The sequence below is a fragment of the Paenibacillus sp. FSL W7-1332 genome (assembly GCF_037969785.1).
Lineage (GTDB): Bacteria > Bacillota > Bacilli > Paenibacillales > Paenibacillaceae > Paenibacillus_AQ.
Genome location: NZ_CP150209.1, coordinates 3,215,701 through 3,230,772, shown reverse-complemented (window position 1 = coordinate 3,230,772; position 15,072 = coordinate 3,215,701). Strand labels below are relative to the sequence as shown.

General features: G+C 48.9%; 12 protein-coding genes and 1 pseudogene. 1 reads left to right on the top strand and 12 read right to left on the bottom strand.

The window, feature by feature from the left end; genetic code table 11:
• Positions 1-69: 69 nt before the first annotated feature.
• The 12 genes and pseudogenes from MKX98_RS14445 to MKX98_RS14390 form a co-directional block, all read right to left on the bottom strand.
• Positions 70-519: a DUF1569 domain-containing protein gene (locus MKX98_RS14445; RefSeq protein WP_339223691.1), complete on the bottom strand. Its 450-nt coding sequence runs from the start codon at positions 517-519 to the stop codon at positions 70-72.
• Positions 520-611: 92 nt separating this feature from the next.
• Complete coding sequence (locus MKX98_RS14440) at positions 612-875, bottom strand: DUF4181 domain-containing protein (RefSeq protein ID WP_339224440.1); 264 nt, start codon at positions 873-875, stop codon at positions 612-614.
• 126 nt (positions 876-1,001) lie between these two features.
• Positions 1,002-1,325: a hypothetical protein gene (locus MKX98_RS14435; protein ID WP_339223690.1), complete on the bottom strand. Its 324-nt coding sequence runs from the start codon at positions 1,323-1,325 to the stop codon at positions 1,002-1,004.
• Positions 1,326-1,700: 375 nt separating this feature from the next.
• Positions 1,701-2,339 carry an RNA ligase family protein gene (locus MKX98_RS14430; protein ID WP_220685497.1) on the bottom strand — a complete coding sequence of 213 codons (639 nt, stop codon included), beginning with the start codon at positions 2,337-2,339 and terminating at the stop codon, positions 1,701-1,703.
• 14 nt (positions 2,340-2,353) lie between these two features.
• A complete protein-coding gene (locus tag MKX98_RS14425; protein WP_339223687.1) occupies positions 2,354-3,313 on the bottom strand; it encodes an AAA family ATPase in 960 nt (319 codons plus the stop codon).
• 267 nt (positions 3,314-3,580) lie between these two features.
• Positions 3,581-4,723 (bottom strand): GntR family transcriptional regulator, encoded by a 1,143-nt coding sequence (locus MKX98_RS14420; RefSeq protein WP_233354846.1) that lies wholly within the window; start codon positions 4,721-4,723, stop codon positions 3,581-3,583.
• Positions 4,724-4,829: 106 nt separating this feature from the next.
• Positions 4,830-6,422, bottom strand: coding sequence for an ABC transporter substrate-binding protein (locus MKX98_RS14415; RefSeq protein ID WP_339223686.1), 1,593 nt, complete (start codon positions 6,420-6,422; stop codon positions 4,830-4,832).
• Between the two features lie 63 nt (positions 6,423-6,485).
• Entirely contained in the window at positions 6,486-7,382 is an 897-nt protein-coding gene (locus tag MKX98_RS14410) for a carbohydrate ABC transporter permease (protein WP_194542376.1), read from the bottom strand.
• Between the two features lie 37 nt (positions 7,383-7,419).
• Entirely contained in the window at positions 7,420-8,379 is a 960-nt protein-coding gene (locus tag MKX98_RS14405; RefSeq protein WP_071221841.1) for an ABC transporter permease subunit, read from the bottom strand.
• A gap of 410 nt (positions 8,380-8,789) precedes the next feature.
• Entirely contained in the window at positions 8,790-12,032 is a 3,243-nt protein-coding gene (locus MKX98_RS14400; protein ID WP_339223684.1) for a hypothetical protein, read from the bottom strand.
• Positions 12,033-12,586: 554 nt separating this feature from the next.
• Positions 12,587-13,225 (bottom strand): annotated as a pseudogene (locus tag MKX98_RS14395) (EamA family transporter); the annotation flags it as partial.
• An 86-nt stretch (positions 13,226-13,311) separates the two neighbouring features.
• Positions 13,312-14,118 carry a helix-turn-helix domain-containing protein gene (locus tag MKX98_RS14390; protein ID WP_339223682.1) on the bottom strand — a complete coding sequence of 269 codons (807 nt, stop codon included), beginning with the start codon at positions 14,116-14,118 and terminating at the stop codon, positions 13,312-13,314.
• A 142-nt stretch (positions 14,119-14,260) separates the two neighbouring features.
• Between MKX98_RS14390 and MKX98_RS14385 the strand changes: the two genes are divergently transcribed.
• Positions 14,261-15,067, top strand: a complete 807-nt coding sequence (locus MKX98_RS14385) for a phytanoyl-CoA dioxygenase family protein (protein WP_339223680.1) — start codon at positions 14,261-14,263, stop codon at positions 15,065-15,067.
• Positions 15,068-15,072 lie beyond the last annotated feature (5 nt).

The following is a 15,072-nucleotide window of genomic DNA, read 5'->3' as shown; positions in this document are numbered from 1 at the left end:
GAGCCAACCTTCGTTGGGATGGCTCTACGGGGGGATATAAGCATCCATACTGCACAGGTTTCTTGAGCCTTACACACCAAACTGTTTCAAGTGATGGTCCAGATGCTTGTATAATCCCCTCCCCCATTGCTCCGGAGTCAATTTACCGAAGAATGCATGAGGATGCGTGGTACATCGCTCAGGTCCGTTCTTTTGGAATGCTATAATTTTTTCTTTCAATTGTTCTCTTTCCGTTTCAAATTCTCTTGGATCCGCAATCAAAATATCCGGAATCGTAGACATATTGCGGGGTAACGGTTTTTCATTATAAAACACAGGCTTCGCGAGATTCCCTACCAACCTACCTAACCAGCCTCTTGGCGGGTTTGTGATGCCCATGGCTATGTCTTGGAACGCGGAGCAGTGAGACAGCATTTGGGCAGCATCCATTTTTCCCCATACCGGTTGTGATTGAGCGCTTAATGCGTCGATTCGGTTTAAGATTTGAGTCATATCTACATGATTGAACATATTATTCATGTTAGCCTCTCCCCATAATGTAATCCATGTCTAAACACCTGATTACATTATAGCTGACCCATCTCCGGGACATTTCTTTTTGATTGCTTTTTTTAATATTTTAATAAGAGAATGAATATCATCAATCCTGTGAAGAAAAGCGAAACTGCAGCCAATAGGATTGAAACTTGATGGTGCCTGCTTTCACGCATGTATTTCCACTCCATATATCCGCGAAAGCAGAAGATTACGGATAATAAGAACGGCCATATGGGATTGGGTCTGCTCCTATCCATCGTCCATATAAGGATGAGTATCGGAATTAATAAAGCCCATGAGCCCAGAAGATACCATTTATGCACCGGTGTATCACGCATCTCTTCCTCGCCGACGTCGATGATCTTCCTTAAGACCCATTGACCAACACAAATAACAAGGAGAATAAATGAGTATAACCCCTCCATTATCATCCTCCTTTAAGTGGAATAATAAGTAAGTGCTTTCTACAGCCATCTCATAAAAAAAACTTTAGACACCTTCACCTGTCTTTCGCGTGCCCAAAACTCCAGCTGCCTGATTCCCTCCGTCTGCTCCTCCGCGAACGTAAAACATAACTTTAGAGGTACGATTGCACGCCCTTTCAGTTTAATCCCGACCACCGGTTTCCTGTCATGGTTGATCAGCAAACATTTCACAGCTTCAACGTTAATTACTGTACCGTTTATGACGATTCCGTCTTGAGTCATTTCCAACATGCCTGGTTTCATCAGATAGGTTCGATATACGGAGATGAGGAATACGGCGGAACAAAAAACTAACCACACCATGCAGGCATAATAAAAGAAGTCCCTTTCTTCATGGCCTCTTATTATATTTCCAAGAAGAATAGCGATTAAAATCAACATCGATATCATCAATCTGATCCCTGAAGGAGCAGAAACTCGAAACATCTTCATATTCATCTTTACACTCCTATCATGAAATAATGAGGGTCTGTATTCTGATCCATATGTATAGGTTCATTATACTTGAACTAACAAAATGTGGTAACCCTATGTACAAACAACAATAAAAAAAGCCCCGATTTAAGCGGCAGCTCCTGTCTTTATCTATTTACATTATCTCATATAAAAAGCAATCTGGAATTACATGATCAGCACCTCATTTTCTAATATTTAATGTTTATTACACTCACCCATCGTCTATTCCGCAGTTGCCAATTGATTCGGTTCGATCGGTTTGCTTAGCCAATGTTCGTCGGTTTGTACGTGATTCTTGCGAACGAACTTGGCAACGCTGCGCTTAAAGTCGTCATATGCAAATGCGGAAGCCAGCCGAACCACATAACCTTCCTGCTCCCCGCCGCAGTCTGACTGCTTCGTATAACAAGACTTGGCAGCATCCTCGTCCCAGATTCCCCGGTACAAGACAGGAACCGTGACCAGCCCCAGACGTTCCGCCCATTCCTCCGTCTCATCCCATGACAGGCACACATTCAACTCATTCCATACGGAGAACAGCATGAAGTAGGACGGCAGCGCCGAATACAAAAGCGAATGCTTGGCATATACGTTTTCCCCGCAGAGACGGTAACCCTCCGGAATCATATACTTGATGCCCCCATGCAGCGTCTTCACATAATGACGGGAAGGATGATCCTTGCTGTCCAGCGATCTCGCATGAATGAAACCGGGGTACATCGTGGTGTTCTCCCCGTCCATTTTCTCGGTAATGACGACCTCCTGTCCCGTAAAATGGTCCGTGTTTCGTAAAATCTTATCGTCATCCGTATACCCTCTGGACCAAGGCAAATGCATCGTTTTGGGATACTTTATTTTCATCGTTGTTCACCTCCTTATTTGCCGAAGGTATCGGCTTCTGCGAAGAAATACAGCTCAGCCAGCCTATCTTCGCCTAACAAATGATAGATTTTGGATGCCCCTGCATCCCCTCCATGCAAAATTTCCATATGAAAGCTCACAAGTTGAACGACGTGCTGAATGAATGCATCATCATACCCAAGGTCCTTCAATGTATGGCAGGCAATGCTTGCCGATACGTGCTCGTGCCCATAATAGGAATAGTACCCTCTTGCTTGCTTCCATACTTTGCAGAACGGCTTGCCCGCGTCATGGAACAGCGCTGCTAATTGCATAGCCAGCAGATGCTCGCCTTCATAGAAAGCATTGATATATTCCAGCACGGCATACGTATGCTCCGACAACGTTTTGGAATGATGCGGATTCTCCTGATCATATCCCAGCATCACATTGAAATAGGGAGATTGAGACAAGTAGAGAAATAACTCATCATGACCCGGTCTGCGTGTTAACAGCACTTCCAGTTCTTCTCTTGTAAGCTGCGTTTCGCCGTGCTCATGAACGAGATGCAGATCACTGAATCCTTCTCTCATGACAGGAAATTCAAGGTTCTTGGCATATTTCGTCATGATCTTCTCGTCGAGCCGGCGTTTTCGTCCCTTGACTCTTTCCAGAGCCACTTCATAAGGGGTTGTGCAGATATGGCATTCCACCGATCGATCGCCAAATCGCTTCAGGAACTTCTGTCTCCGCTCCCGGCTGACATTGGTGGCATCAAAAACGACATTTCGTCCGGACGCAAGCGCCTGTTCGATCTCGGCGAAAGCTGCATCAAATACCAGATACGTATTTTTCTGTTTGGATTCGCTGCCGAACAATCTTTCACGGATCGAGTCCGTCGCAACGATGACGGCCCGCTCGCTTTTGCATAATTGTTTGGCATAATAGCTTTTTCCGCTGCCGGGTATCCCCACCAGCATATGAATCGTACACATGTTGTTCACCTCCTTTCATGTCTTGGTTCGCTAGGTGTCATCTTTACGTGTTCGGAGGGAGTTCAAATCGCCTGTTGGTCAGGTAGATCTCTCAAATGGACAGCGCTTATCGAAGTCCATGCCTCTAAATAATGTACCATCCTTTCGGAGTGATTGAGTAAGTAGAGAATTTTTATACTCAACTTTTACATACCTATAAAAAGGCTGATTGCAACAGGAAGAAGCCCTGCCCGGCAATCAGCCTTCATATCATCCTTTCTATCCTATCTACTTCGTGACTTTCCCTCTCGGAGCTGCTGCGGTTGTATCACGCTCCACCAGCTTGACGGGGATCAGTGTCCGGTCCGGTGTCTGTTTCCCTCTCTCGAGCCAGTTTACAACATGTTCGGCAGCTTGGCGTCCAATCTCGTAAAAATTCTGCTCAACGGTGGTCAGCGGAATCATGACATGCTCTGTGACAGGATTATTATCAAAGCCTATGATCGAAATATCCTCCGGAATACGGATCCCTCGTTCCAAACAGCGGTTCAGCAGGTTGGCGGCGATCAGATCATTCTCCGTCTGAACAGCCGTTACCCCTTCCGTCCGGTAAGAGTCCAGCAGCTCATTATAAAATCGTTCAAAGCCAACCTTCTCTCGATAATCCTTCATATTCAGCCTGATATAACGGCTATCCACAGGAAGTCCATGGTCCTTCAGCGCTTGGCAGTATCCGAAATACCGGTTGCGCACCGAGGAGGTTGATTCAATGCTGACTGCTGTAAGAAACGCGATCTTTCGATGACCGAGCTCAATCAGCCTGGATACGGCTTGATAGGATCCACTGAAATTGTCAGAAACCACCGCCCCAAGCGGCAGACTGTCAAAATATTTATCGATCGTCACGATCGGATAATCCTCAAGGCAAAGTCGATGCAGAATGTCGTAATTCGTCTGATCGTTCCGCGGATACAATATAATGGCCGCAATGCCCTTTCGGGTCAGCATTTCCAGCAGATCGCGTTCTTTCTGGGAATCGTAGTCGCTTTGGTGAATACTCAAATAGTAACCGTTCGCGTTGAGCCAGTCCGAAGCTCCGCGAATATATCCCATCGTGCCGCGATCGTCTTCGGAAGGCAGGATCAGCGATATCATTTTATCCATTCCAACCGACCGCTGCTCCTGCCCACGTTGCCGGGGTTTAACAAAGCTGCCGCTTCCCTTGACACGGTAGATAAACCCGTCCCGCTCCAGCTCCTCAAGCGCTCTTCTTGTTGTAATACGGCTCACGCCGAAGGTGGAGCTTAGCTCGGACTCCGTAGGAAGCTGGGCTTCAGGAGCATAGTGGCCTGAAGAAATTTGTGATTTCAGCTCATCCATCATCACGCGATACAGCGGTGGTTTATTGTCTTTGGTCAACTTGGTTCTCATCCCATCTATATCTATTTTCCAGTGTAAATCTTGTCGTACTAAAATTATAGCGTTTGCATCATTGGCATGTAAACCGCTCCTATCTTCCTACTTCGAGTCATTTCGATTACTTTACATTTGTATAACGTTCATACTGCGCTCGTTTGATATCCAAGTAGCTCTGGGCTCCCATTTTGTCCAGAGTCTTTACGTAGTTATCCCAGTCCGTGTCCAGGCTGGCTTTCCCCGTCACAAACTTCACCCGCATCTCCTCAATGTATTTATTGATATCGGTCAGGATCGCGCTCGTTTGATTGGCTTCCTCATCCGTAGGAACAAAATCTGGCCAAAGCTCTTGGGGCGCTAACTGATCCAGCTCAGCCGGATCCGCCTTAATCTCGTCGGCTACCGTCGTCCCACGCGCCGCCATCCGCAAATCGTCGTCTGGCTCAACATATGGATAATAAGCACCATACACATTATCAACATATTGGAAAGCGCCCAACTGCACGCCGCCCTTGTAATTTAGAATCTCATCCTTGTATTTCGGTTTGCCGTCAACCATATCATAGGTTTCGCCCTCAAGTCCAAAGGTGGCAAAGTTAATCCCTTCCTCCCCATAGAAATAATCGATCCACTTGATGGTTTCAACCGGATATTTGTTTTTGTTGGTGATGACAAAGCCGAAGATCCCTTTGGCTGGCGGCCCCAGCACCCCGGCGACTTTATCCCCGTTCGGCCCCTCGAGGGCATGAATGCCCACATAGTTCTCGGCTGCATCCTTACCGATATATCCCGGTCCTTCCCATACAAACGAACCGATCAGATTGTTGGAGCCGTCCGTAGACCACTTCGCATAATCATAGCCTGTCGTAAAATTTTGCTGGGCCAGTGACCCGTCCTTGTACAAATCGCTCATGTAACGGAGCAGCTCTCTGTACTTCGGATCATTAAACGTTGTCTTAACCTGTCCGTCCGCGTCCTTATATAGATATTGACCGAATGCCTTGGCACCGCCTTCCCCCATGCCGAAGCTGCCGGCCAGAAAGCTCTCCAGGAAAGTCCAGTACTGCGATTCAAGCACCCACCCGAGACGGGAGCTGTCCTTCTCCCGAACCTTCATGAGCGCTTGTCGGAACTCCTCGGTCGTCTTGGGCACTTCAAGCCCTGCTTCATCCAGCCAATCCTTATTGATATACAGGCGAACGGAATTGAACGCTTTAGAGAAATCGACGTAAGGCAGGGCATAAATATGCCCGTCCGACATCGTGATGGCTCCCTTAATGTCCGGATTATCCTTCAGGAGTTTGTTCAAATTCGGAGCATGCTGCTCAATCAGGTCCTCGAGCGGAACAAATAAGCCCTGTTTGCCGTATTTCATCAGCTCGTCGGTACCGAAAGCAATGCGATAGAATGCATCCGGGAGGTCGTTGGAGCCAAGCATGACATTTTTTCGTTCGTTGACGGCGGAACCCGCCAGCTCCTCAAATTCGACTTGAATGCCGGACATTTCTTCGTATTTTTGCCACATCCATAATTGATCGGCCGGAGGATGCACATCGGTATACCCGCGCTTGACGATCCTTAGCTTGATGTTCCCGGGATCTCCGTCCGTTCCGGCCGGTTCCGGCTCCGCCTTCCCCCCTGAACCGCCGCAGGCGGAAATCGTCAACGAAAATGACATTGTTATGGCAAGCAGAAGTTTCATTCCTTTTCTCATATCCATATCCCCTCTTTTCATGATTATGAGTTCCAAGCGGTAATAACCGCTCTCAATATCGGCTTACCCTTTGATAGCTCCCACCATGATGCCTTTCTCAAAGAAACGCGACAGCAGCGGATACAACAGGAGCAGCGGCAGCGCGGATAATACAACGATCGCATATTTCAAGCCTTCCTTGACCATCATCTGATCCGCATATTCGGCACCGACCGATATTCCGGCCATTTCCTTGAAGTCGTTCTGAACCAGTATTTCTCTTAAAATCAGCTGCAGCGGGAATTTACTACGATCCGTCAAATAAATCATAGCGTCAAAATATGAGTTCCAATGGCCGACCCCGTAGAACAGGATCATTACGGCAATGATCGGCATCGACAAAGGCAGCACAATTCGATACAGCATATGAAAATCATTGCAGCCGTCGACGTAGGCGCTCTCTTCGAGCTCCACCGGAATCCGGGTCTGGAAGTAGGTTCGCATAATAATCATGTTGTAGGCGCTGATCGCACCAGGCAGTACCAAGGCCCACATCGTGTTCAGAAGTCCGAGCTCCTTGTTTACCAAATAAAGAGGGATCAGCCCGCCGCCGAAAAACATGGTGAAAGCAAACAGCAGCGTAAACAGTCCCTTGCCGTAAAAACGCTTTCTGGAGAGCGGATAAGCGCCAAATACCGTCATCATAATATTGATCGCCGTCCCTATGAATGTATACAGAAGCGTATTGGCATACCCTCTCCAGATCTCGCTGTTCTCGAACACTTTGGCATAACTGTCAAGATTGAAGCCTGCCGGGAACAGCAGCAGCGGCTTGTCCCAAATTTGGCGCGGATCGGAAAATGAAGCAAACAAGACAAAGAGAAGCGGGTACAAAATGACGATGATTACCAGAATGGACAGCACTAGAATGATGATATCGGCCAGCTTTTCTCCAGGCGTTCGTTTGATGTTCAGCAGCACTTCTTACATTCCCTCCTTAATCCTGCATCGACGACCTCTACCATAAGCTGGTCTCCCCCGCTTTGCGTGCAACCGCATTAACGATAATCAGGATGATAAAATTGATCACATTGTTGAACAGGCCGACTGCCGCCGAAAAACTGTATTGGGTGTTAAGCAGTCCGCTCTTGTACATGTAAGTGGAGATCACCTCGGAGGTTTCCAGGTTCATCGCGTTTTGCATCAACAGAATTTTCTCGAAGCCGACACTCATGATGCCGCCGGCGCTCAAGATGGACAGGATCACGATGGTCGGAACGATGCCGGGAATCGTGATATGCCAAATTCGCCGAAATTTGCTGGCCCCGTCCATATAAGCCGCCTCATACAGGTCAGGCGAGATGCCCGAGATGGCAGCGCTGTAGATGAGCGAAGACCAGCCAACTCCTTGCCATACGCCCGACCAGACGTATAGATGCCAGAATTTCGATGGCTCTGCCAGATAATCGACCGGTTCCCTCCCCAAGGAAACAAGGATGGAGTTGAAGACGCCATTCGTCGGCGAGATAAAGAAGAACAGAATACCGACCGCGACCACAACCGAAATGAAGTGCGGTGCGTAGGAGATGCTTTGGGCGAATGAGCGGAATTTACGATTTCGAATCTCGTTGAACAAAAGCGCAAGCAAGATCGGAGCGGGAATGCCAACCAACAGACCGTATAAACTGATCCCGATGGTATTCTTCAGAATCGTCCAAAAATAATAAGCGTCAAATAACCGCTCGAAGTGCTCGAACCCGACCCATGGACTGTTCCAAATGCCAAGGCCAGGCATAAAATCCTTGAAGGCGATCTGAACGCCGTACATCGGCCAATAATGCCAGATCAAAAAATAAAGCACCGCCGGCGAGATAATGATATACAACCCGATATTTCGCTTGAGCTGCCTTTTAACATGCGTCCATTTGTTGGACTTTGGAGCGGGCTGTGGGGATGCCGAGTTTAATCGGGCGTCCATGCTTTGTCATGACCTCCTTTTTCTCGATCAAAATAGTAAGTAAATATTAGCCACGGTGGTCGACTAATATCGGCTTCCGTTGGCAATGCATCACCTCCTTTTCGTAACTTACTTGTACTAACAATTTTGAATGTATTGATTATTTGTTATAACACATTCTAGTTAGCATTCAATTTCCAGTCAATATGACATCGAAAAATTGCTACTTTAGAAGTATAAATTGCACTTTTGTTATGACAAATTTCGACGGTACAGCCATTGTTAATGATGAGAAACAATCCATTCCATGCGTTTGGTTGACAACAAAAAAAGCCGCGTAATTCACGCGGCTGTTCCTACTATATGGACGACGATACGACGATATGGAAAAAAAGTGTCGTGTTTTTAAAATGGCTGAAGCTTTCGTCTGCTTACAGGTAACCTGCCAGTTTGGCAAGTATTTTTGCTTGTTCGCCCGTCAATATTTTGCCGGATTGTGCGCTAACTTGATTGGAAAAGGCGTTCAGCATGCCTTCCTTGGCAGAGGTGTTACCTCTATTCTCGGCCTCTTTGGCATGGAGGAGTTTACTTGACAGCGATTGTGCGAGTCCTGGATCGCTCGCGGCGAAATGCGCTGCAAGCGCGGACAAGCTGTCATACGTTACAATCACCTCGAAACGAAAGACCGCTTCCGTTTTATTTCCCGCCAGATCGATTGCCTTGACGGAGATATCGTGGGATCCCGGCTCGAAGAAATAGGCAGGACGTTCAATCAGTGAATGAGAACAAGGATTGTCAGCTAACCCAGACAGACTGTCGACGGCACTGCACGAAACGTATACAGAATCGGTTACGGTGTACGTACGCTCACCGGTGAATTCAACGACAGGTGCCGTCTTGTCGATCTGCACCTTCAGCGTCCCCGGAACCTCAGGCACGCCTGAGAAGTTAGTGGCGGAATAGGTGACCGTCGTGACGCCTTCCTTCGTGATTTCAAGCTGGGCCGTATTCCCTTTTATTGTAGTCTTCTCTATTGGCTGTGCCCCTTCCGCAGCGTATGCAATGGAGTACGCGCGGTCGGCAGAGATGGACAAGGACACATCGGAATTCACCCAGCCGTTCTCGTTGGGAGAAGGCGATAGACTAACCGTGGAGACGGGCGGCACACTGTCTTTTACCGTTACAAAGAAATCGTCATAATAGGCTGTTGCCACATTGTATCTGGAAGTTACCGCTATCAGTTTTGCATAAGCCGCATTAGCTGGAGCCTTCCCTCTTAGCGTCACTTTCTGCCATTGGGCCAATCGCGATTCATCCAAATGGGTTTCCAAGGTGGAGATGGTCGCGTTATTGCTATCAAAGAATCGGAACATAAAGCCAGGCTGACCGGATTCAATATAGAGATTCATGCCCGCCGTATATTCCTCTCCCGGAATGACGGGAATAGGATCACTCTGAACGGCAACAGATGCCGTTCTCAGCGTGTCCGTAATCTTCAGGCTGTGCGTTCCCGTGAAACTGCGTTCTGTGCTGCGATCATAGCGGTAACCGTTGCCTGGAGCGAATAACGGGCCCCAACCCTTCAACTCCTCTTCGAAGCCGGGATTGGTGACGGGAACAGCCGTATGCGGCGGTTCCTCCACGACCTCACCGTCAACTTCCATCCGATATAGAATCGTATTGGTTTGCATGTCCGTGAAATAGAGATTCCCGTCCGCATGTAGATCGAATCGGGAGGTGTCGGCTAATGTCCGATGCTCCAGCGTTTCAGGGTCAATGACCGTCAGTTTGTTGTTAAACAGCACATAGAGCAGTCCATCCTCCGCCCAACGCAGCGGGTGGTGAGCCCATTGGCTGAAGTTTAAGCTTGGATACACTTTTTTGCTCTTCACAACTTGATACGTATCGGGATCGATCGCAAAAATATACTCATAGGATGCCCCCCAGATCAAACCGTCCGGACCGGCGGAAAGATCGCCGATGAATATCGGCTTATCCAGTCCGGGAACCCGAAGGGGAAACTCGGCGATTTTTTGCTGCGTCTCCTCATCCCAGACAAAAATCTTCGCTTCCGCTTCCGTCGGCTCAGAACCCAGTCCGCCTCGAATCGTGGTGGAACCGAACACCTTGCCGTCATGTACCGTCGTGCTGAGCACGCTCTGATTCTGGACGACATTGCGATGAACGTTGATTTCACCGGTGACGGTATCATAAACGGTCAACGAGCCGCCCAACGTGCCGTAACCGGAAATCGTCGAAATGTAGAGCTTGCCTTTGGAACTGGAGATATCTACCAGCCTCTCCTGATCGTTGCCCAGTACGGCCAGTCGCTTCGGATTGTTCGTTCCAGGCTCCGTCGATAAATCGAACTCGTACAGTCCGCCCTCCGGGTACACGCCCATATAGACTTTATTGCCTACGGCATGAACGCTATCCGCTTGGCCGATGCTGAACGGCGTTGCGGTGTTATCCGTCAGATCGACGAGCGAGGATCGCGCCTGCGAGCCGGTGGTGATCAGCTCCGTATCGGACACGCTTTTCAACCGGTTGACAACGCCGGGCAGACCCGGAATAACAGGCGGCAACAGGTGCACTTGCTTCGTTTCGATATTCATGATCGTAACGCCGCCGTCATAACGGACGGTCACCAGATTTTTGCCTGGGTATTCCGGATTATGGGGAAATTCAACCCAATCTACTCCCCGAAATCCGCTGTTGTACTCCATTCCGGTTAACTCGACCTCATGCGTGGCAAGATTAAACGTTTTCAGCTTCTTGTCGGACATATAATACAGTTTTCCGTCAAGCGAGTCCGTTGCGTGCAGCCCCGTTACATTCTCGAGCACAACATCCAGCCAGCTTTCCGTCTGCGTATCGTAGATAAACGCCTCTCCAGGAATGCCGCTTCCGTCCGTATATCTGGCAAACAAATAACGGTTATCAATCGTGCTCAGGTCATACACGGTGTCTTCTTTAATCGGAAGGGAAGCAGCGATATTTGTTTTCTCCCCGGTTGCTAAATTCACGCGTACGATCTGCTTATGCGCGGTGCCGGCATATATATTGCCGCCCTGGTAAGCAATGGAGCGTACATATTCCTGGTCAAGCAACCCGATGACGCGGCCGTAATCTTTGGTTTGCTTTGTAGCCGGGTCATACTGATACACTTTGCCGCCGGGATAGGTTCCGACATACACGCGGCCCTGTTCATCCGTGGTGATGCTGTTCGGAACCGACTGGCCGTCGAACTGTGCCACTTGCACAGGGACATGAGTAACCGGTGAGTAACTCCACAGCCTGGCTCCGCCACCGTCAGCCGCAAGGAACAATGTTCCGTCCGGTGCCGTTGTATGTGCCCATGAGCTTTCGGAGGGTCCGATCGGAATGCTCCGCAGCAGTTTATAATCCTCCAGGTCGATCACGTTAAGATGCCCCGGCTTTCCTTTACTGGTCGCGTAAAGCACGTTGCGGCCCTCTTCCTTGCCAGTTGTACCGTTGAACACAGCCACCGTATAGTTGTTCGGGACCAGAATTTCTTCCGGTGTTCCATATGTTTTTTGAGCCAGCCTGCTCTCCCCGGAAGCAGCTGCGACACCGCTGCCTCCTGAGCATGCCAATATAAAACAAATTGCAAGCATCAAGACCTGGTACTTGCCACCTTTTCTAAATCTCATAAATAACCTCCTTGGAATCAATCGTTGTCTTCCCGAAAGACCACTGCGCATGCATGCGGGTATCGAACGGGCGTTCGTCTCGGTTTTTGTATACGGATCCTCCTTTTTCAATGCATTGACAAGCCCTTGTAAGTAGAATCCAGAACTTGGACCCGGGTCGTCTGGCCCGTATATTAGGCAAATAGCAAGATGGTGTCAATCGATATTTATTTTGCTTTCTTACATTTGTCTCGTTAAGGGTCAAAGTGGATTTTGCAAAAGTGGTAGAATAATCGCAAAATCTTCATCGAAAATTTAAAGTTTGGAACCCAATAAATAAATAACTAAACCCGACGGTAAACAAGAAAAAAGCCGCAATTTAAGCGGTCCGGAGCAAAATGTCAATTCGTCTCAAATCCGGCATCCTTCCTTCTTTAGGAAGCTCTTTAGGAAATTCTTCACTTTCGTTTATATCGAAATCCCTTAATTTCTTGAATGCTTCAGTTAAGGTACAACGCGGGGATAAAAAAATGAAAGACTGCCTCTTTAGCAGTCCTTCTTGGTGCTATTGAGTGTTATTTAGGTACAGCAGCAACTCTTTCTTTTTGTGTTCGTCCGCCACGGTTGGTGATAAACACCCCGGATAAAATGAGAATTAGGCCGATGATCAGGCTCCACCCAATCGGTTCATCCAGCAGTGTATATCCCCGGATCATCGCCGTTGCAGGCACGAGATAAGTGACGGATGTCGCGAACTCGGGGCTCCCTTTCAAGACCATATAATTGAACAGAATATAGGCCACGCCAGAACCGAATATGCCCAGGCCAACAAGAGAACCTATATTGGCAGGCTCCGCGATTTTGGCAAGCTCAACCGTTTCCGTTGTAAGAGCGATCACTCCACTCCCTGCCATTGCCCCAAGCAATGTAGCGAACGTTAACTGATACATACTCAGTCCGCCCAATAAACGTTTGGATAACTGCGAACCAACGGCGTAACACAAAGTAGCACCTATCATTGTCGCAAACCCAATGAAATCGACGGTAATAAATGATCCAGGTCGAATGCCGAGCAGAATGATCAGTCCGACAAGCGCGATGCCCATGCCCCTCCATTGAATCCGCCTAAACACGGAGCCGAAGAACAGCAACCCGATGATCATGGTCCAGATCGGCGTCGTTGCATTCAATACCGAAGCCATGCTGCTGGCCAGTGGAGGTTGTACAGCGTGATTCTACACAGCGCTCTTGCAGGCAGCTCTATTTGTACGATTCATGGATAACGTAAGCCTGGCAGCCTTCATGTAGGCTTGCACGCCTGGCGGTACTGCCTCGGCGAAACCCCGTACTGTTTGCGAAACTGATCGGCAAAATGATTGTAACTGTTAAACCCGACATCCAACGCGGCTTCGTTCGCCGTACGGCCGGAATGGGTCATCAATAAGGCGGCATGGCGAACCCTCATTTGATTCAGATGCTCCACAATGGTGTACCCCGTTTCTTGCTTGAACAAGTGGGCCAGCCTTGACCCCGATATTCCGATCTCTCGCGATATCTCGTCGATTCGAATATCTTCTTTTAACGATCGGGACAGCAAACCAAGAGTCTGCTCGACTCTGGGATCGAGTCTTTTGTTCATCCGCTGCGCAAGCAGGAGCAAAATTTCACGCAACGAATTCTCACACAGCGCCTCCCATAGGTCCAAACGATCCAGTGAATCTTGAAGTACATTCCGAAATGCTTGCTCGACTCGCCCACGGACACGTTCATCGGGCAGCGTTTCGACTAGAAACTCCTCATAACGCAGCATCCTGTTTTCCGGAAGTCCGGGATAATGGATCCACAGGAAGTTCCAGCGTTTCCCCTTCACTGTTCCGTATTCATGCGCGATATTGGCGCGCAGTAGGCCAAGCTGCCCGGGTCCGCAGCGCTTCTCTCCGGCAGGCGTACGGACATAGCCCTCCCCATGCAGCGTATATACAAGCAGCCAATCCTTCATGCCATGAGGGCGACGTAAGCGATAAGCATCGTCTTGATCGAAATGGTCGCCGAATATGGTACCGGTACTTTCTAAGGGTTTCACCTGCCTGCCCGCCGGCGTTCGCATGAACCTCTCCTCCTTTTGTACCTGTAATAACAGAATAGCAGAATCCCGTTAATAATAAGCAGAAAACTGACTTCCTCTCAAGTTAAGCAGGCGATATTCTATTGTCAATAGGAAAAACAATAAACGTACAGGAGGCATTCCCATGCAAAAGCAGCCAAGAGTATTGACTCAAGAACAGTTGCAATTGTTCGAAACGGAAGGTTATTTAATCGTAAAAGGGCTCTTCCGCCAGGAGGAGGTATCAGAAATCGAAGCAACGTTTGAGGAGATCAGCCATACTACCGTTCCTGGCCACTTTGAGCCGGTGTTGGATGAGGAAGTTGTCGAACCGCTGAAGCGTTATCCCCGTGTGATGCATCCGCACCGCTTTAATCCGACCGCGATGAAATATATGCTGCACAAGCCTGTTATGGATGTACTGGCCGATTTGTATGGCGAGCCGGCACTCGCGGCTCAAAGCATGTTCTATTACAAACCCCCGGGTTCCCGCGGACAAGCGCTGCACCAGGACAACTTTTACCTGCAGGTCGAGCCGGGGAACTGTATCGCGGCGTGGACCGCAATCGATGCGTCTAATGAAGAGAACGGCGGGTTGCTCGTCGTTCCGAAAACAAGTGATTATGCTCTGGTGTGCCCGGAGGAAGCCGACTCGAACGAGTCGTTCACCACCCATTTCGTAAAGCCGCCCAAGGACAGCAAGGCCCTCCCGGCGATCATGGACAAAGGCGATGTGCTGTTCTTTAACGGCAACCTGATCCACGGCTCCTACCGTAACAAATCCAACCGTTTTCGCCGAGCCTTCATCTGCCACTACGCCAACGCCTCGGCAGCCAGGATCGGTGCTTTCTATCGGCCATTATTCCGGGAGGACGGCACGGAAGTCAATCTCGACATCAATTCGAATGGCGGTCCGTGCGGCGTCGAATTTGATACGGCATATCCCCATTAAATTTC